The organism is Paenibacillus sp. FSL R7-277, from assembly GCF_000517965.1.
Lineage (GTDB): Bacteria > Bacillota > Bacilli > Paenibacillales > Paenibacillaceae > Paenibacillus_AQ > Paenibacillus_AQ silagei.
The window spans coordinates 213,376-232,568 of record NZ_ASPX01000010.1 but is presented as its reverse complement, the minus strand read 5'-3'; the positions used below and the strand labels follow the sequence as shown (position 1 = coordinate 232,568).

The window sequence follows — 19,193 nt, the reverse complement described above, 5'->3', positions numbered from 1 at the left end:
GACACCAGGGGGTCAGTCATTGTAGGATAGAAGCATATTTTGCATATATTGCTGCAGCTCCGCCCGTAATTCACGAGGCTCCAGCAGCTCGCACTCCTTGCCGAAGCTTAAAATGAACTTCAGCAGACCCTCCTCATGAGGAAATGTATCCGTAACGAGATAGAAGCCATCTTCACCCCGGCTAATCTTCTCTTTCTCAAAATACTCGGAAAGCTGCGCGCCAATTCGCGAAGTGAATCTCAACACAACCTGTATGCCCGCCTGCGAATAATTGTGCTCAATGACATCGGCGATCCGCTCTGCCGACAGCTCTCTTTTTTCAAACGGCAGCCCCTGCTCCAATTGCCTGATCCGCACGAGCTTAAATCTGCGGTAGTCCTTTCTGACCCGGCAGAATCCGACCACATACCAATGGCCGTGACGAAAGTCAATCCAGCCCGGCTCTACCGTTCGCTCCAGGTATTCCATATCCCTGTTGATATAATCGAACACTAGCAGCCTGTTATCCGTGATGGCCTCGCTTATGATCCCGAGGTACTCCTTAATCTCTTGCTCCATGCTGAAATGGGACAGATCCAGAGTCAGTTTATCCTTACCCGGCTCCCGCCTATAGGTATGTTCCACCTTGAGCAGGATGTCATTGAAAGCTTCGTTTCGGCCAAACAAGCCGTGTAAATTCTTCATTACAGCTACAAACGTATGAGCTTCATCCCGGTTTAAAAAGAGGCTGCTTATATTATAGCTGTCCATAATATAGTATCCTCCACCCTTGCCGCTGGACGATGCAATAGGTATTCCGGCTTCGCCTATTTTCTCGATATCCCGGTAGATCGTCCGCAAGGATACCTCGAAATGCTCAGCAAGCGCCTTGCCCGTTACCGTACCTTGACCGGAGATGATCAGCAGCATGGAGAGTAATCGATTGACTCGCATGATTGGTGTGTGACGCTAAGTAACGTCTCCTCCTCTGGGTGGGATTTTTTTCATATTACATCTTTGGGAAACACCTTATTCATTATCGACAACGGATTCAAGTTAGACAGATATAACTTTTCTTGCTACATTTCCAACAGCTTTACGTATTAACATTTTAATGTGCATATTCATTGATCTGTATTAAACATTTGTTATACAATTTTGGGAGGTTTGATATGCCTGATTTATTGTTGTTACTATTCTTGTTTAACTTGTCTTTATTTCTGCTGCACGAAATGGATGCAATTCGACGTTCGGAATGGAAACTATTTCTCGTTCTACAAGATATGGATGATGCAAAAGCCTATAAAGTGTTCACCTTTATCCATCTCCCCCTGTACACCATCATACTCGCTTTACTTTTTAGCCAATATCAGACGATTACGTTTTGGGTGCTAGATATCTTTCTCATGATCCATGCGATCCTGCACTTTTTTTTCGAAAAGCACTCCCGCAACGAATTTAAGAATACATTCTCTCGTTTCATCATCTATCCGATGGGAATTATTGCCGCTGTCCATTTATTATTGATTGCGAATCCGTGATTTTCTCGCTTAACTTGCAGCCATCACATATAGTCACATTAAATCGCTTCAACTATCCTGCCAGTTAGCTTAATCACTTCGCTGGTTAGCAACCAAATGGATGTCTTCAAATGGTATGTACTTGTTTTGTCTGAGAGCTTCATTTCTTGCCCCCTATGGTATGGTGGCTTAATTCCGCTTACATAATGATATGTCTTCGTTCAATGCCAGCCACTGCACCGCCAACCCGAACCTGATTGATTTCACCGCTCTCGCTTAGGCGCAGTCCTGCCCTGATTTCAGAAGGACAATCCATCGAATACCCTTGCCTGAACATGACATTCTCTACTTCCCGCAAGGATCGTTGCCCATGTTGGTACAAATAGCTGAGCAGGGCACCGTTGGATGTTCCTGTCGCGCTCTCCTCGGGAATATCGTACAGCGGCGCAAAATTCCGGCATTCCGCAGCAGCATCGTCTGGAGTATCCATCGTGAACAGATGATATCCAACTACATCATATTTTTCGCTGATGGCGGTTATGGCATCAAAATTTGGCTGAACCTCATTCAAGAGCTTCCTGCTGCGGATCGGGATCATAATGTCCCGCAAGCCCGTCGAAACAATCTGGATGGGCAACCCGGTTTCCAGATCCCCGGCGTCCATCCCCAAAGATGGGGCGATTTCTTCACAGGATATCTTTTCAAGAAATTGAGGTAAAGCCTGTGACAAATAAACAAGACCCTCGGAGCTAATATCGACATCCAGAATCCCTGCCTTGGTTTCAATCGAATAGGAGGTCCCTGCCTTTGACAAACCCAGCGAATGCATTAGTCCAAACGCAGCAATCGTGGCGTGTCCGCACAGATCAACTTCGCTGGCGGGGGTGAAATAGCGGATTTTGTAATCCGCAAGCAGGGATTTTTCCATAAAGGCCGTCTCCGAAAAGCCCAATTCCTTCGCTATGAGCTGCATTTGAGCAGCATCCAGAGAAAGGCCATCCTCCAAGACAACGCCTGCCGGATTACCGCCACGCCCCCCTTTCGCAAACGCATTTAACGTATACACTTCCACATTCATGTTCTGATCGTCCTCTCTTTATCTTCGAAAAACTGATGTGCGTAACCGCAATCTTCTCTCTATAACGTCCTAATAGTGCCATTCTTCTTTTGCAAGCAGAACAGTTAATTTCTTACCCACCCTTTCGACTGCTCCCGGACCAGTGAGAGAAATGCTGCCGCCGCTGGCGACAATGCCTCCTGCTTCCGGGTACAGACGGCAATCGGATTCAGCAGCGAAGTGCCGTTAACCATCACACGCTCCACTTCCCCGCGTTCCACATTATCCCTAACCGCCAGGGAGGAGATGAAGATGGCCCCGTAGCCCGCGATGACGGCCCGCACCATCTCGTTCACCCCATTAAATTGTAGACCGACCTTGGGAGGACTCACGTTCAAAGCCCGGCATAAAGAGAAGAGACGCTCCCGGGTAGAACTTCCCTCTTCACGCAGAATGAAGGGAACCTTCATCATCTCCGCTAAAGTAATTTCCTGTCCGCCGTATGGATGGTTTCTCGGGACGATGAACCAGAGCTCGTCCTCCAGAAGTTCTTCCCATTCAATGCCCGGTTGCTCCTCCCAGCCGCCTCCGTATACGGCTACCTCGGCATCGTACTGTAGCAGCCCCTCCACCGCTTCCCGAGAATTTGCAGTATTCAAGACCACCTCTACGGAAGGATGCTCTTGCTTGTAGAGGGCCAGCCATTCCGGCAGCAGCAGATTAGCGGGCAGATAGGTTGCTACAATCCGCAAGATGCCGCTGAACCCGGCCTTGTATTCACGCACTGCCTCATCCAGCTCACGCTCCAATGCAAACAATCGTTTGGCATGGCTGGCCAGCATCTGACCCGCATCGGTCACTAAGATACCACGCCCCTTGGGGGCTAACAGCTGTATGCCTAATTCCTTTTCCAGATTACGGACCTGGGCCGTAACCGCAGGCTGACTGATCCGCAATTCCTCCGCAGCGCGGGTGACTCCGCCTTTTTCAGAAATGGTGTGAAATATTTTAAGGGCATGAAGATTCATAAGATGACCTGCCTCCTACATCAAAATTGATGAAGAACGAAATTATATATATTTTTCTGATGAATCGTTATGCTTTATTGTAAAGATAAGGGAAAATTTTCACAAGGTTAAATAATTTATCAATGAAGGAGAGAATTCCATGAGTAAAACTAAAATCGTCTGTACCATCGGCCCCTCCAGCGAAAGCCCCGAAATGCTCCGTAAGCTGATCCAAGCCGGTATGAATGTCGCCCGCCTGAACTTAGCCCACGGTGAGCTGGAGGAGCACGCGGAGCGCATCCGCCACATCCGGGAAGCAGCCAAGGAACTAAACCAATATGTGGCCGTCCTGCTCGATATCAAAGGTCCGGAAATTCGTATCGGCAAAATGGCCTCGGACTTTGTGGAATTGGTACCAGGAGAAACCGTGGTTCTAACCACAGAGGAAGTGCTCGGCACGAAGGACCGCATCCAAGTCACCTATAAGCAGTTACCCCAAAACGTGAAGCCTGGCAGCAGCATCCTGATCGATGACGGTCTAGTGCGTTTGGAAGTCGTAAATTCCGAAGGCACCGAGATTACCTGCCTCGTCAAGAACGGCGGCAAGCTGAAGCCACGCAAGGGCGTCAACGTTCCCGGCATCAAAACCAGTCTTCCAGGCGTAACTGAGAAGGACATCCTGCACATCAAATTCGGCGTTGAGCAGAATATCGACATCATCGCTCAATCCTTCGTCCGCAAAGCTGCAGATATTCTCGAGATTAAACATATTCTGAGTCAACACAAGGCCGACGATATCCAAGTCATCGCAAAAATTGAAAATGACGAGGGTCTGGAGAACCTGGACGCCATCCTGAGCGTAGCCGACGGACTAATGGTTGCCCGCGGCGATCTGGGCGTGGACTTGCCGGTAGAAGATGTGCCGCTGGTTCAAAAAGACATGATCAAGAAGTGTAACCTGGCTGGAAAACCGGTTATCACCGCCACTCACATGCTGGAGTCCATGCAGATGCACCCGCGTCCGACCCGTGCAGAAGCAAGTGACGTCGCCAACGCTATTTTTGATGGCACCGATTCTGTCATGCTGTCTGGTGAATCTGCCGCAGGTAAATACCCGCTGGAGTCCGTCGAGACCATGGCCCGCATCGCAGCCCGCGCTGAGTCCGTCCTGGGGAGCTATGGCCGCTGTAACTGCATGGGTAATGAGGCTGCCGTCAACGTAACAGGTGCCATCGGCGAATCTGTTGTCCGCACTGCCCTCACGCTCTCCGCCAAAGCTATTCTCGCCCTGACCGAAAGCGGCTTTACCGCCCGGATGATCGCCAAGCATAAGCCCGTTGCACCTGTCATCGCCGTATCCACAAAGAAGAACGTGCTGCACGCCCTTTCCTTGACCTGGGGTGTAATTCCGCTGCTCCGCGACGAATCTGCTTCCAGCACTGATGCAGCCGTAGAAGCTGCCGTTGAACTGGCGAGGTCTGCCGGATACGTGCAAAATGGCGACTTGGTGCTCATCACCGCCGGTGTCCCTGTAGGCTTTGCCGGAACCACTAACCTGCTGCGGGTTCACCGAGTTGGGGAAGGGATATAAATAAAAACGGAGTTTGCATTTTACTCCAGCCTATTAGAAACGCAGATTGCCCCCGATCAAATCTTTGGTCATTGGATCAAAAAACATTGTAATCGGTCCCAGTTGGCCGTTCATTTCCGTATCAAATTGAACGGATACAACAACATCTAACTTTCTGTCATCCATCCAATAGCCAACGTTTTTTCCAGACTCTAGGATCACTTTGGCTTTCTCTTTCGGCGTGGTTAAAGTGCTTCTTTCCTTGTCTGAGATTTGGGCCCAAGCTAGATTCCGAAACTCATCTTCATTTTTAAGTTTGTCATAATGGAAGACATAATAGTACCAGCCGCCGCCCAGATTTTTATAGTCATTCACATAGCTGAATTTCGAAGGATCCCCTTTGGCCATCTCTGGTAGGCTGAGGTAGGTTATGCCTTGTTGATACAAGTTGTCTTCGGCATCAAACAAAAAGTCAATACTTTTACTAGGGTTATCATTTAAGGAGGATATCCTTTGTACAATGCCTTCTTGAAAAAATGTTTGAACGATTTGTCGAATTTCAGGGTCTTGGATCTTCTCTATGGAATAATCTTGTTGAAGTATGACAGGCCGAGACTGGAACACTTTTTCATTCTCTAACAGATAACGGCCTAGAATATCAAAGTCCTCACGACGGTTCTGAAAATATTTAATAACCCCAGTCTCTGGACGCTTCAGCACTTCGCTAACGTTCAGGGGAATAATGAAGTCACTTGCCATAACATGCTCAGTTCCCTTGCTTTTCAAGCCAGCACATCCGCATACCGTCATTGCAAAACAAATTAGAACTGAAATGAATTTCATCGGCCAAAAATTCATAATGCGGCCCCCCATTAAGACAAGAGTTGTGAATTCATGTCACGAAATGGCTTCTAGGTGGTGTTGTAACATTGATGCTCACCTTAGGTATGACGGTTGCAGGGAGCGGGCTTCCTGTATATGATTTCTTCAGTTTCTCTATGGTCAGTATCTATGTGTTCTTGAAATCTACTCTCATTAAATGTAGTTATACCTGCTTTTGTATGCTGCTGGTACCAAGCATCATAAGTGTTCCCGCGTTTTTCAATAACTACTACGCAAACCTGCCCGTAAGCTCAGTGAAGTTATCCACACCAGATCAATATCTACAATGAACTTTACTCCTCAACCTCAAATATCGAATCAATAATGATGGGAAGATTGTCTCTAACCGAAACAGCTCCAAAGACTGAACGGGCATGAATACCTTTTTCTCCGAAAATATCCAGCATCAGATCGGAACAGCCATTAAGCACTTTATGGTGCTCTTCAAAACTGGCGAGCGCATTAACAAAGCCCTGAATTTTAACGACCCGTTTCACTTTATCCAGTGTATCTAAAGCTGTTTGTAGTACAGCCAAAATCTCAATCCCCGTTTGCCGGGCAAACTCATAACCTTCTGCGGTGGTATACTCCTGACCTAACTTACCTTTAGGCGTACCAGCAGGCCCCTTGCCTGAAACGAACAACAACCCGTTCACTTTTACGTAATTTGCGTATTTGGCTGCCGGTTCGCTTGCATGGGGGAGAACGATTCCTAATGTTGCTAATCTACTAGCCACTGTTTGATCAGTCATTTTTCAATCTCCTCACTCATTAGATATGTAAGAATTATAGCAAGGTATCAAGGTATGGCGTACTTCTCTGTAAACTCTTTGATTAATTCATCCCTTTTATCTTTTCCAACTAAAGAACAAGCTCGGAAATATGTCTCGGTTTGCCTAGATGAATGGTGGTTTGGGAGTTGTTTTTGTATGCTGAAATATCATAAAACTCCCGGGAGGTGTGACGATCCTCTTCAGGTGGAGTGACTGCGAAAATGAGCGTGATTTTTGTGGTTTTATCTTCCTTGGGCGAAATATTTAACGTGAGGCGGGAACCACCCACATGCCAGTATACAAAAGGCCGGTCTTGGACGGTTAGCTGTCTGATCTGAGTTTTTACTGTAGGACAATCCCCCTCATCATCTCATTGTTGTATTTTAACATATTAAGGAATCACCGTCGTCCCAATCCCATTAGTAAATAGGGTATCTATCAGCTTGACCAATTCTTCCGACGACAGATCTTTGTCATTCCGTATCCACAGGCGAAACATCGACATTAGTGTGGATATGTAAAACTCAATGATATAGGGTGCTAAAGCTTCATTTGCCGGAAGGTCGACAATTAATCGCTCAAAAGGAATTTCTCTTTTCAGATGTTCGATAAAATGAACAGAACCATAGTCGCCCAAGAGGGCTTTCAGGATTGAAATTTCCTCTGCATTCTCCAGGCATTGAAGTGCATCTTGGAAGGTATGTGTGGAGAACTCTCTGCTTGCCATTTCCTCTTTAATGGATCTAAAAACACGCTCTTCCACGTAATCCAACAACTCATAGATATCCGTAAAATATTGATAAAAGGTACTGCGGTTATATCCTGATCGCTTAGCGATCTCTTGGATGGTTATTTTTTCAATGGGTTTCTGGCTATATAAATCGCAGAATACATTGATGAAGGTTTGTCTTGTTTTATCCGTAATTTCAGGTTGCTTATTCATTATTGGCCTCCAGGTTCTGTACACCGATTACACGACAGATTTTAAAAATCTGATGGTTGATGGTCCTATAGCGCTTCTATACAATAAATTATACAACACGTTGTTGGATAATCAACAAGGATTAATATATAGGCTCAGGAGGCTAATATGAGAATTTTATTTTTCGGCAGAGGTGTCATATCGGTCCAATATGCTTGGGCTTTTGAACAGGCAGGACATACAGTGGAGTTCTACGTTAGACAAGGGAGAAAAGAAACCTTCGGCAGCAGCATCGAGCTTGAAATGTGGGACGCACGAAAAGGGAAACAGCTCATAAAAGAACACTGGAACGTCAAACTGCATGAGGAGATTCGACCTGATTATGACCTCATTATTGTAAGTGTCAACACGGAGCAGCTTCCGGCAGCAGCACAACTATTATCGACTACTGCTGGGAACACGCCTGTCCTCATCTTTAATAACCTTTGGCAGGATTTGAAATCATCGATCTCACCCTTGTCTATGAACAATGTCGTCTTTGGATTCCCGGGAGGCGGCGGTGGCATTGAGGACAACAGGCTTAGAGGCGGCTTTTTAAAAATGCTGTTTCTGGAACAGCCACGGGTAGGCACTGAAACTATTAATAACAAGGTCAAAGAGCTATTGGAAAGTGCCCATTTTAAAATTCGTTGGATCAAGGATATGCAAAACTGGCTATGGAATCACTTTGCCATGAATGCGGCGATGGAGACCGAGGTGTTGAGACGGGGAAGTTTTCCGGCAATCTTGGATCATAGCGACTCCTTCGCAAATGTTGGCAGGAGTATGAGGGAGATGATTCCGGTAATAAAAGCCAGAGGCGGAAAAGCTGATGCGACTTCTCTGCTGCTGACTAAGATCCCGCCGGCACTGCTCGGCACGCTGTTTAACAAGCTGGTTTTTGCAAAGGGCAGCTTAGCACGGCTTTTCATGGAATACAACAATAGCAAAGCAGGCTTTGCGATACATGAAGTTGTGCGGGAAGCGAAAAAATTAGGTATAGCTTTGCCGCGGCTTGCTGCGGCTTTGGAAAACAGTGGGCAACACAAAGAAGACGTATCGGGATAAGAGTGGTTTAAGATATTTATCGAAACAGAGTAATTCTGAGTTCAATCCACGCACTCTACACACGTAGAGTGCGACTGCATCCAAATTAACAAATACATAAACACAAAACACTGCAAATAAGCCGGACCGCATACTTATGAATGCAGGCCGGCTATCTCTGTTACTTTAACTTGACTAGGGCCTCGGTATGGTGCTCTCTTCCACTCTTCCAAGTGGACTCAGAGGCCCTTATTTCGCGAAAAATCCAACTTTTCCAGCATTCGCGGACTACAGGGCGCTTATTGATGGATATGCCACCTGAAAACGCCTCGCAGAGAGACAATAAGCGCACTACAGTCCGCAAACCGGTAAAGAAGTAACCATTCTTTGAAAATAACGTTCCTCAGGTCCGCGAAGGAGCATGGAGCAGCAGAGTTGGGTAACCAGACGGGTTCGCTCCCTCAACAAGCGTATTTCTCAGGAGCCTTACGCCGCAGCCCCTCCAATCCCCCACGAAGCGCCTCATTCCGCCCCCGCTCCCCCATCAAGCATTCATCAACACCTGAATGCGCTCCACATCCTGGCTGAATTTCTTCGCAAGGCGGGCTTTGCCGAGGTTGGACTTCACGATCTTCTGCATCCGCTTGTCATCCGTTACTGCGAACTTGGCGAGCATGCGGAAGCCTTGCTCGGGGGCGCGTTCCACGAAGACGCTAAGTGCGTACTCCAGACCTTTGGAGAGAACGCGGAATGCTTCCGCGCCGTAGCGGGTCTGTCCGGCGGCAATCTGGTCCAGGATCTCCTCAGACAGCTCCAGCGCATACAGGACATTGGCCTGCTCCTTCAGCATCGGCGGGTGGGCCAGGGCGGCAACGAAGGCCCGCTGCTCCAGCGCGTTAGCCGTGCCTTTCATGCCATCGAACAAGGCGCGGAGCGCGCCGAAGTCCTGCTCACCGATGCGCTGCAGCGCCATCGCTGCCGCCTCGCGCATCCGCCAGCGGGCGTCATTCATCGCCGCCCGGCAGCGCTCCAGAATGGTCTCCTGGCGGGCAGGCTCCGCATAACGGTAATAGCTGCCCATCGCCTGGAGCGCGCAGAACGGCAGGAACTCGCGGGGATCGTCCGTCGGCGCTTCCGCCTCCGTCTTGCCGGTCCACTCCACAAGCAGCTCCCAGGCTTCGCTGGCCACCCAGTCCGATGCGAAAGCATCCGCGAAGGTGGAAGCCGCGCCCAGATTCGCCCGGGGTCCCGGCAGGTTCGACTCGCCCATGAGACGCTGCTCCAGTTCCCCGAACCTCCCGGCCTCCTGAAGATCCTCATAGAAGACGTTTTTGGTTACTTTACTATTCATCTCAGTACCCCTCCATCATTTTGGAAAAGCCATCTTGATCTGCTCCTCGCAGAACTCCTTACATACATTGTTGCCCCAGAACAACCCGTGGAAACGCGTGAGCGCAATCGTGTCCTCGCGGATCTCCACCAGCCCTTCCTTCACGAACTTGTCAAACAGCTCGGGGAAATGCTCCTCCGGGAAAACGCCGAATTTGCGGCGGAACTGCTGGCGGTCAATCGCTGTACGGCGCAAGCCCATCGCCAGGAACTGGTTGGGCAGATCCTCTGCCTTCACTTCGTAGCCTAAAGCAATGGGCAGGTCGCCGGATGTAATCTTTTTCACATATTCAGGGAGTAATTTCACATTCTGGTAGGCATACCCGCCCACATCGCCGAACGCCCCCAGTCCCACAGAGAGCAGGTCCAGGTAATCGTCAAAATGCTTGCGGCTATACACATGATGGCCTCCCGGCCGGACGAAATCATAAGTCGATTCCACCGAATAGCCCTGCGACTCCAGATAAAGGCAAGCCTCTATATACATCTGCTGCTCCAGCTCAAGTCCGCCGCAGGCCGGAAGCTCGCCGCTGGCAATGCGCTTCGCCAGACCGAAGCCGGGAATAATCTTCAGCGGAAACAGCGTGACATGACCGATATCCAGCTCCACTACCTTCGCCAGATCCTCAAGCCATTCCTGCATCGTCTGGCCCGGCAGATTGTACATCAGATCCAGGCTGACGTTCGCGATGCCCGCCTCTCTGGAATCCTGAATCGCCCGCAGGGAATCCTCCCCGGTCTGAAGCAGCCCGAGACGTCTGCCCAGCTCATCGTTGAATGTCTGCACCCCGAGACTGATCCGGTTCACCCCAAGCGCCTGAAGCAGCTTCAGCTTGGCAGCGGTGAACGAGGCAGGATTGCCCTCGAATGTGATCTCTTCGATATTATGCATAGGAAGTGTAGCCTGTAGCTGCTCGAATAATGCGGTAATCTCTTCCTCGTCCAGCACGCTTGGCGTCCCGCCGCCGATATATAGCGCCTCCACTGAGCAATTGCGGATCTGCGGCGTCATCCCGTACATCTCCAGCTCGCGGAACAGTGCAGCCAGATAATCCTTGCGGGCTCCCTGCTCGTTGAACGCCTTGGGGTACGGGCAGAACGGGCAGATCGAGTCACAGAAGGGAATATGTACATAGACCAGCTTGGAGCTTGCCGCGGCTTGATTCAAGTTCATGAGTGACGGCAGCCGTTTGCTGTCCTCTGGCGACACCGGTGTGTTCCCCATGGGATAGTGCCCTATCCCGATCTCCCGGAACGGGTACACAGGCTTGTTCATTCTATCAAGTCCTTCCTCCAATTGAATTCATAAGCATATCTTTATAGATGTGGCGTGATGCGGACAGAGCATCGGTGAGCAGGTCAGCGCTGTAGTCCTTGGACTGGTAGTAGGCTGGAAAAAGCAAGTTATCCTCAGCCCGGATCACCTGCTCCTGTAGAGCGATATGGTAGAGTGCGGTGTGAGGGTAGACACGAATGCCTTGGCTGGCCAGAATATACACAGGGTTCATCTGATTGACCACCTGGACCGTCTCTTGCACCGTCTCCGCATTCTCTCCCGGCCCGCCGAACAGCAGCGATACCGAATAGGGAAGCTGATAGTGTTCCAGCAGGTGTCCCAGCTCAACAAGCTGCTCCGTGGTGAATTGCTTGCCCATCCGCCGCAGCATCTGCCGTGAACCCGAGTCGGCCCCGATGTCCACGAAGCGGCAGCCGTTCTCCTTCAGCGAGCGGATCAATTCCTCCGTAACTTGAGCCGGGGTCAAGGCGCAGCTCCATTCCAGCGAGGGGCTTGTGCAGCCGATCAGCTTACAGAACTCTACCGTCTCCTCCACCTCATGATTGAATACCCCGTCTACAAAAGTGATGTTATGCACCTGATAGTCATTCTCCAGGATCTTCATATCTTCACTGAACTGCTCCGCAGGAATCCGGCAGGCACCGGCATTCATGTAGCCCTCCGAGCAATAGATGCAGTGCCGGCTGCAGCCTCTGGAGGCCTGGTAGCCCATCGAGGCTTTTTTGATGCGGGGGTTCGGGATAAAATACTGCGGAGCGAACAGCGGCTTCGGCGGAATACGGCTGTACACCGGATGATAGGCGGGATCTGCATTACGTACCGTACCTGTCTCCGGGGCCTGCCCCCGCTCGATCTCACGGGCCAGCCGCACCGCTTCCGCTTCGCCCCCGCTCCCTTTGATGCCGTAATCCGCCCCCAGCTCCTTCACCAGCTCGCCCGGCATTACCAGCATTGCAGCCCCGCCAAGCAGTACCTTGGCTGAACTGCAGGTACGGCATACCTGCATGACTTGCTGTAAGAAAGAGAGATAGCTCTCCGGCTGCTGGATCACCTGATTATCGATGTTGCGCACCGAGAGGCAGATCAGATCCGCTCCGGTGACCCGCAGCTCCTCGCGGAGCGCCTCCAGCGGCTCAGCCACAAAAGCCAGATCCAGAAAGCGTGCCTTAAATCCGGCAGCGGTGAGGGCCGAGTAGACCATCCCCGCCCCGACAGGCAGGACCGGCAGCGGCTTCAGCAGCGTATTCGTAGACACCACCAGTATTCTCATGCTTCACTCCACCCGCTCTTCCTCATTCAAATGAACATCCAGTCCGGGTTGCGCTCCCGGTACGGCGCACAGATACTGTTCGCCTGCTCCAGGCTCAGCTGCGGGGACATGAAGAATTTCGGATGAAGCAGCTCATCCGGCTCCGGCGAACCTGCATAGCTGTACATATCGGTGGACGGCAGAATACGGATGCCGAACAAGCCGAAGATGCGCTGCACCGCAAGCTCCTCCATCAGATCCAGCGTCTCGTGCAGGGTCTCCGACGTCTCCTCCGGCCCCCCGATCAGCAGGCAGAAGCTGAAGTCCAGCGCCTGATCGCGGCAGAGCTGGACCACCGACCGGATCTCGGCCTGCCGGAAGTTTTTCTTGAACGACCTGAGACAGATATCGCTGCCTGAATCGATGCCGAACTCCACCTCCCTACACCCGGCCTGTTTAAGCAGCCCGGCGAATTCTGCCGTAAAGAACCGCGGATTCAGAAAGCAGCCCCAGGATAACGGAAGTGTCCGCCCGATCAGCTCCCGGCAGATTTCTTCGGCATGCTCCAGGGGATAGTTGAACACACTGTCCACGAAATCAAATGAGTCGATGTCATACTGCACCACCATCTGCTCAATCTCATCAGCCACCCCCTTAGGCGACCGCAGGCGGACGGCCCGGCCCTCCAGTGACGGGTAAGCACAATAGGTACAGCTTAGCGCACAGCCCCTTTTGGTCAATACATTATGACGGACCCTACGGTCCACATCATAGCTGTGCAGAAACCCGCTGCGGCTGGGGTAATACTCCTGATCCAGCTGTTCAGGCGCATACGGCGACCAGTAATTCCATTCCCCGGCCCTTGTCCTGAACATGAGCCCGCTTACTGCGGATGGCACCTGCCCCGCTTCCAGCTGGCTAAGCAGCTCCACGATGCTGTCACAGCCGTCACCGACAATGCCGTAATCGGCTCCCGTCTCCTGCAGCCACTGCCTGGGCAGGAGCGAGAAGCCCGCCCCTCCCAGAATGATACTGGCCCTGCTATTCCATTCCCGGACCCAATCCACCATCAAGCAGACCTGATCCACGAAGCTCCGGGGATACTGCATGCAGCAATTATCCAGGTTACGGATCGACAAGCCGATGTAATCGGGCGCATAGGCGTTAAGGTAATTCGTAACGGCCTCCCGGGTGTACTCCAGCTGAGTCATGTCCAGCATGCCTGCCTCCCAGCCGGAAGCGACAAGACTGGCGTGAATATAGCTAAGACCCAGCGGGAATACAGGGGGCCGCTTCTCCGTATTCGCCGAGATCAGCAGCACTCTGCCCATGCTCACTCCCCCTTAAGAAAAGTGAGCGCGGCAGCAGCTACGTCTTCGCCCGCCTCAAGAAACATAAAGTGTCCAGCGCCTGGAACCGAATGCATCCGGGAGTCCGGCAAATACCGGTTCAGCTCCAAGGCCTTGTGCAGCGGCGTAATCCGGTCCGCCTCACCGGTAATAATCAGCGATCTCTGCCGGATGCCCTGAAGGATCGGCCGGAGATCGGGATGCTTGATCTGAATCATCAGACGGTGGGTCGCGGCAGGCAGCCGGGACCAGCCCTCCAGAATCTGATGCTGAACCTCCTCATGGCCCTCGGTGAAAAAATACGGAACCGCCGCCGCATTCGTCTGCCGCACAGCATCCGGCGTGATCTCTTCCCCATGCTCCGGCCGCTTGAACGGAACCGCGAAGGTGGCGGCGGCCCCCATCAGCACCAGCTTCTTCACCCGGTCCGGCTCACGCGCAGAGAGCAGGAGCGCAAGCGTGCTGCCCAGGGAATGCCCGATGATCGAGACCTGCTTCAGCCCTTGCTCATCCAACAGCCTGAGAATATCATCAACCATGTCCTCCAGGGTGAAGGCCGGACCGGCGTATTCCGATTGGCCGTGTCCGCGCAGGTCCGCGCGGATCACCTGGTAATGAGGCTCCAGTGCCCGGGCCAGGTCCCCGAAGACGAGCGAAGAGTCCCGGTTGCCGTGCAGACACAGCACGGCCTCCCCGGCGCCCTGCCGGCTATAAAATAAAGGTATCCCCTTAGTCTTCAGCATGTAGTGTGTATCCTCCCTTGAACTTCCCGGCCGGGCCGCTCATACGACAGCCTCCTCCAGATAGTCCACGACCTGGTTTATATCCCGGCCGTCTGCTTCATCTACCGCAAACAACCGCCACTCCCCGGGGCTTCTGCCTACCAGAATAGCCGGCTGTCCAGGCGCCAGGGTGCAGCGTGAGGCCAGCTTATCCTCCCAGTCATAGTAGAGCATGAAGCCGGGAACGGTCTGGCTCGTCTTCTCCTTCACGAATTCATGCGTGATGAAGTGGGGCAGTTGCCCCACTCTTGCAATCAGCGCACAGTCTGCGCTCCCGCCGAACTGCTGCTCCAGCTGTTCCAGCAGCGGCCCGCAGCGGAGGCTGGCCTGCTGATCGCCGATAACGAAGATGCGCGGCTGAATCGAAGCCAGTTCACCGAGCGTAACCTCCTCATCCCGGACGTCCTGCACAGTGAAGGCAGACCAGACTTCAGCCTGCACCCCGCGTTCCTGGCTCGGCTCCATAGGGTCCTGGCTCGGCTCCATAGCATCCTGCCCCCCGCTTCCCTGCTCTCGCCCTGCCCCCGACTGCCCGGGAAGGTCGAAGTAAGAGAAGCCCAAGGAGGAGGCCACCCGCATCCCGACCGCCCGGGCCATCATCTTCGCCTCTTCCGCTTCTTCAATCGGCTTGCTCCAGGAGCGCTTGCGGATACCCGGCTGGCCGTCATATTCAATCAGGCTGATGCCCGCGCTGGCAATCATCGACAGCTTGATCGCCGTGAAGCAGGGCATCAGCGAGGCCAGCGCCCATTCATGCCCCGGTCCCGCTGCGACAACAATCTGTCCGGCGACCTTGCCCTTGAACGCTTTGCCCTTCACTCCGGCTACCCGGTCATAATTGTAGTACTCGAAGTCCAGATCCTCGTCACTGCACGGCTCGCAGCGGTCAATCCAGTTCTTCCAGACGGCCGGAAGCGAGAGCGCATAGACCGGGGAGGCAAAGACGAACCCGTCCGCCTCCTTCAGCTTGTCGTACAGCTCCGTCAACTGGTCCTCCGGGTCCTTCAGCAGGTGGCAGTGCTTGCCGTTCATGCAGTTGCCGCAGCCGTCACAGGGCAGAATGTTGTAATCATTCAGCCTCAGCAGCTCCGTCTGCACCCCCTGCTCCGCTGCGGCTTCAAGCGCAACGGAGAGCAGATATTCGCTGGAGCTGTGATGCTTCTTCATGGACCCGGCAAGCCCGATGATCTTCTTCATCCGGCTGCCTCCTCTAAGTCCAGCTCAGCCGTATCGAAGCCCAGTGCCCGCAGATCGCTAAGCGCGAACATCCGGAAGTCTGCCGGGGTGCACAATACATTGGCCTTGGCGACATCCTGCCGTAAGACCTGGGCACTTCCCCGGGCTGCTGCCAGCTCCTCGGCCTTCTTCCGGATCTCAGGCCCGGCCATATCGCGGATGAACTCGGGCTTGCGCCCAATGACCGCACCCAGAAGACTCTCGCCCTCCGCGCTCCAGACCGCCTTCGCCCCGGCCGCTGACTCGAAGAAGCTTCCCGAAGCAAGCGCCGCGAACAGCTGCTCGAATTCCTTCAGCGCCTCATCCCCGGGTTTTGCCATGGACACGGTCCGGCTGGCCCATTCAGCACAGTAGCCGCACTTGTCACAGTCCATCCGGTCGCAGCGCTTCGAGCGGAAGCCCTCCAGGAAGCCTTCCATACTCTTGTTGTCGATGCTGGCCTGGAAGCTGAACAGCAGGCGGTAGACCTGTCTCATTTTGTCGGACGGTGCGAAATCCTCCTTGATGTTCTTCGAGAAGTTCGGCATTTCGAAATCGGCTTCGGCCATCCGCGAATTAAGCAGGCTAAGCAGGTTCCCCTCATACTTCCGCTCGGAGTAGGACTGCGCAGTCGCGGCAATCTTCTCCGTGGTCTTCATCCGCTCGGTCAGCTTGAACTTGTGGTAGCCCAGCTCTTCATAGATATACATGTCCTCCGGGCGAATCCACTGCGACTTCAGCAGCTCCTCCGGGTGCTGGAGCTTACGCTCCGTACAGCGCAGCATATAGTAATCCAGCGCGAAGCCGTCCGTCACATGGTTACACTGCGAGGCATGGCTCTGAAAGTTCGCATGATTCTGGCGCATCGGGCAATCCAGCATACAATCATTGGTCGCAATGAGCTGATAGTCGAGCCGGGTATTCTTGCTCAGGCTCTCCAGGAAGGCGAAGTCACGGTTCCGGCTCTCGGGCAGGGTAATCTCGCTGACACCCTTTTCCTCGAAATACCGGGCTTGTCTGAGCGTATTCACATTAGCAAAGGTAGACAGGCTGATCTTCACATCCGGCAGCGCGGTGCGCACCATATCAATCAGCATCGGGAGCGATACCGTCACATATTCCGGCTGCAGCGTGCCGATCCATTCCAGCAGCTCGCGCAGGCGGTAATGGAAATCCTTCGTGGTCTCCAGGTTATCCAGACAGGTAGCGTTCAGCAGATAATTGAACTTGAACCCGTAGGCATGCAGCAGCTTCACATGCTCCTCCACCCTCGCCCGGTCTATGGTTGGCAGTGCAAAGGTTGGTCTTCCGCCGCCCACCAGATCAGAGGACAGCTTGCCATAGAAAACATCCACATGCGAATCCTTCAGCAGGATAGGCAACCGGTCATCAAAGTTCGTGCCGACAGACAGCTTCATCCCTTCAGCTCCTCTCCGGCAGCCTCAGCCGGCTTTTGTCCGCGTGCCAGCTTCACACGGCTCTCGAAGGTCTGCTGGTTCGCTTCCGAGAAGAATTCCTTGCAGACGTTGTTGCCCCAGACAATACCTCTCGCCGACAGGCGGATCTCATGCTCATCCGTTTCCAGCAGGCCTTTGGCTACCAGCTCGTCGATCGTCGTACCGAAGACCTCCTCCGGCTGGAATCCGAACATGCCGGTGAAATCCTTCCGCTTCACGGACAGCATCCGCAGGCCCTTGGCCATCATCCCGTGCATCGCTTCCAGATCATCCGCCTGGCTGGCGATGAAGACGGACAGGAGCTCCTGCTGGAGCCGGTCACTGTACTCCTGGATATCTCCCTGGTTGATATACATCAGCTTATTGACATAACCGAAGGCGGCCGGGCCGTGCGCGAACAGATCCTTCTGCTGGGTATAGTACAAGAGGACATGCCGGTCCTCGAAGCCCGGCTTGGCGAAATCCCACACGCTGTACTGGACATAACCCTCTTCCTGCAGCAGCCGCTTGGCCTCCAGGTACATATCCACTTCCAGCTCGACACTGCCGGTTGGCGGAATCTTGCCTTCCTTGATCATTTTGAACAGTGCTGTGAAGGGTACTACACACAGAGAGAATACCGTGATATGGTCGATGCCGAGCCGCACCGCTGTTCGCACATCCTCCAGCCACTCCTCCATGGTCTGCTCAGGCAGGTTATACATCAGATCAATCCCGATGTTCTCGAAGCCCGCCTCCTTCGCTTCCTCCAGCACCTCGAAGGCCCGCCGGGAATCATGGCTCATCCGCAGATGATGCCCCATCTTGTCATTGAAGGTCTGGATGCCGATGCTGATCCGGTTCGCCCCCTGGGCGCGGATGGCCTGCATTTTCTCCAGCGTCAGGGTTGCCGGGCTGCCTTCAAAAGAGATCTGCGCATCCGGCGTCACCCGGTAATTCGCCTGGACGCTCTTCAGCATCTCCACCATCCGTTCAGCCGACAGAGCCGAAGGCGTCCCGCCCCCGAACGTCACTGCACTGATCGTGGACTGCGAACCATACGGGGAAGAGGCATAGATGCCGATTTCGGCCTTGACAGCCTCCATGTACTGCTCCACCTGCTTTTCCTGATAGGCCATCTTGTTGAAGGGGCAGAAGATGCAGACCGAGGCGCAGAAGGGAACATGGACATAGACTGCGCCGACATTATGCGCCGGAGGCTGGTCACCAAGGCCCATTGTTCCGTAAATATCAGCCGGGGGAACCTCGGTCACAGGATTGGGATAGTGGGACACACAGATAGGATCTCTATGGGGATAGACGTTGTAGAAGGATTCACGGGTTGTGGTCTTAACTGCCATGATGAACACCCCGCTTGGCTTCCACAGCCGACAATGCCGCAGCCAGACCGGAGGAGACAGCCTCAATCCCTGCCACCGGCAGACAATTCATCACGGTCTCTGTCACTTCCTCCGCGCTCGCACCCAGCTCATAAGCCTTCAGCGCATGCAGCCGGATGCCGTAGGCAGAACGGTCTGTAACTACGCAAGCCAGCCGGATCAATTCCCGCACCTTAGGCTCAAGCGTCCCCGTATCCTCAATCGACTTGCACATGCTATCAAAAGCGGCCCCTACCTGCGGATTAACTCTCATCAACATATCGCTCATCAGCTATACCCT

Annotated in this window: 18 protein-coding genes; 3 read left to right on the top strand and 15 right to left on the bottom strand. The window is 53.0% G+C overall.

What is annotated here, in order from left to right:
- Positions 1 to 12: 12 nt before the first annotated feature.
- A complete protein-coding gene (locus tag C173_RS06360) occupies positions 13 to 933 on the bottom strand; it encodes a helix-turn-helix transcriptional regulator (RefSeq protein WP_036723315.1) in 921 nt (306 codons plus the stop codon).
- A 218-nt stretch (positions 934 to 1,151) separates the two neighbouring features.
- Between C173_RS06360 and C173_RS06355 the strand changes: the two genes are divergently transcribed.
- Positions 1,152 to 1,520: a DUF6713 family protein gene (locus C173_RS06355; protein ID WP_036723313.1), complete on the top strand. Its 369-nt coding sequence runs from the start codon at positions 1,152 to 1,154 to the stop codon at positions 1,518 to 1,520.
- Between the two features lie 178 nt (positions 1,521 to 1,698).
- Here C173_RS06355 and C173_RS06350 read toward each other — a convergent pair whose 3' ends face one another.
- On the bottom strand, positions 1,699 to 2,577 hold the full coding sequence (locus C173_RS06350) for a PhzF family phenazine biosynthesis protein (RefSeq protein WP_036723312.1): 879 nt from the start codon (positions 2,575 to 2,577) through the stop codon (positions 1,699 to 1,701).
- Positions 2,578 to 2,681: 104 nt separating this feature from the next.
- Positions 2,682 to 3,584 carry a LysR family transcriptional regulator gene (locus C173_RS06345; RefSeq protein ID WP_036723310.1) on the bottom strand — a complete coding sequence of 301 codons (903 nt, stop codon included), beginning with the start codon at positions 3,582 to 3,584 and terminating at the stop codon, positions 2,682 to 2,684.
- Positions 3,585 to 3,723: 139 nt separating this feature from the next.
- Here C173_RS06345 and pyk point away from each other — a divergent pair, with 139 nt between their 5' ends.
- The gene (gene pyk / locus C173_RS06340; protein ID WP_036723308.1) at positions 3,724 to 5,154 is read left to right on the top strand and encodes a pyruvate kinase; all 1,431 of its coding nucleotides are present in this window, start codon (positions 3,724 to 3,726) and stop codon (positions 5,152 to 5,154) included.
- Positions 5,155 to 5,187: 33 nt separating this feature from the next.
- On the opposite strand, the gene C173_RS06335 is transcribed toward pyk, so the two are convergent.
- From C173_RS06335 to C173_RS06325, 3 genes are all read right to left on the bottom strand, one after another.
- Complete coding sequence (locus C173_RS06335) at positions 5,188 to 5,991, bottom strand: hypothetical protein (protein ID WP_036723307.1); 804 nt, start codon at positions 5,989 to 5,991, stop codon at positions 5,188 to 5,190.
- A gap of 317 nt (positions 5,992 to 6,308) precedes the next feature.
- Entirely contained in the window at positions 6,309 to 6,767 is a 459-nt protein-coding gene (locus C173_RS06330; protein ID WP_036723306.1) for a RidA family protein, read from the bottom strand.
- A gap of 412 nt (positions 6,768 to 7,179) precedes the next feature.
- On the bottom strand, positions 7,180 to 7,731 hold the full coding sequence (locus tag C173_RS06325) for a TetR/AcrR family transcriptional regulator (protein ID WP_036723305.1): 552 nt from the start codon (positions 7,729 to 7,731) through the stop codon (positions 7,180 to 7,182).
- A gap of 147 nt (positions 7,732 to 7,878) precedes the next feature.
- Here C173_RS06325 and C173_RS06320 point away from each other — a divergent pair, with 147 nt between their 5' ends.
- Positions 7,879 to 8,817, top strand: coding sequence for a ketopantoate reductase family protein (locus C173_RS06320; RefSeq protein ID WP_036723303.1), 939 nt, complete (start codon positions 7,879 to 7,881; stop codon positions 8,815 to 8,817).
- 523 nt (positions 8,818 to 9,340) lie between these two features.
- Here C173_RS06320 and C173_RS06315 read toward each other — a convergent pair.
- The 9 genes from C173_RS06315 to C173_RS06275 are packed head-to-tail and all read right to left on the bottom strand — an operon-like array spanning position 9,341 to position 19,181.
- Entirely contained in the window at positions 9,341 to 10,147 is an 807-nt protein-coding gene (locus C173_RS06315) for a hypothetical protein (protein WP_051477856.1), read from the bottom strand.
- Between the two features lie 15 nt (positions 10,148 to 10,162).
- Positions 10,163 to 11,461 carry a radical SAM family heme chaperone HemW gene (hemW, locus tag C173_RS06310; protein WP_036723302.1) on the bottom strand — a complete coding sequence of 433 codons (1,299 nt, stop codon included), beginning with the start codon at positions 11,459 to 11,461 and terminating at the stop codon, positions 10,163 to 10,165.
- A gap of 4 nt (positions 11,462 to 11,465) precedes the next feature.
- Positions 11,466 to 12,752, bottom strand: a complete 1,287-nt coding sequence (locus C173_RS06305) for a B12-binding domain-containing radical SAM protein (protein WP_036723300.1) — start codon at positions 12,750 to 12,752, stop codon at positions 11,466 to 11,468.
- A 26-nt stretch (positions 12,753 to 12,778) separates the two neighbouring features.
- Entirely contained in the window at positions 12,779 to 14,062 is a 1,284-nt protein-coding gene (locus C173_RS06300; protein WP_036723298.1) for a B12-binding domain-containing radical SAM protein, read from the bottom strand.
- A gap of 2 nt (positions 14,063 to 14,064) precedes the next feature.
- Positions 14,065 to 14,823 carry an alpha/beta fold hydrolase gene (locus C173_RS06295; RefSeq protein ID WP_036723297.1) on the bottom strand — a complete coding sequence of 253 codons (759 nt, stop codon included), beginning with the start codon at positions 14,821 to 14,823 and terminating at the stop codon, positions 14,065 to 14,067.
- 39 nt (positions 14,824 to 14,862) lie between these two features.
- Positions 14,863 to 16,059: a flavodoxin family protein gene (locus C173_RS32700; RefSeq protein ID WP_051477855.1), complete on the bottom strand. Its 1,197-nt coding sequence runs from the start codon at positions 16,057 to 16,059 to the stop codon at positions 14,863 to 14,865.
- Complete coding sequence (locus C173_RS06285; RefSeq protein WP_036723296.1) at positions 16,056 to 17,495, bottom strand: U32 family peptidase; 1,440 nt, start codon at positions 17,493 to 17,495, stop codon at positions 16,056 to 16,058. Before C173_RS06285 ends, C173_RS32700 begins: the two co-directional genes overlap by 4 nt.
- Complete coding sequence (hemW, locus tag C173_RS06280) at positions 17,492 to 18,874, bottom strand: radical SAM family heme chaperone HemW (protein WP_036723294.1); 1,383 nt, start codon at positions 18,872 to 18,874, stop codon at positions 17,492 to 17,494. The genes C173_RS06285 and hemW (C173_RS06280) overlap by 4 nt, the downstream gene beginning before the upstream one ends.
- Complete coding sequence (locus C173_RS06275) at positions 18,864 to 19,181, bottom strand: carboxymuconolactone decarboxylase family protein (RefSeq protein ID WP_036723292.1); 318 nt, start codon at positions 19,179 to 19,181, stop codon at positions 18,864 to 18,866. Before C173_RS06275 ends, hemW (C173_RS06280) begins: the two co-directional genes overlap by 11 nt.
- Between the last annotated feature and the right edge of the window lie 12 nt (positions 19,182 to 19,193).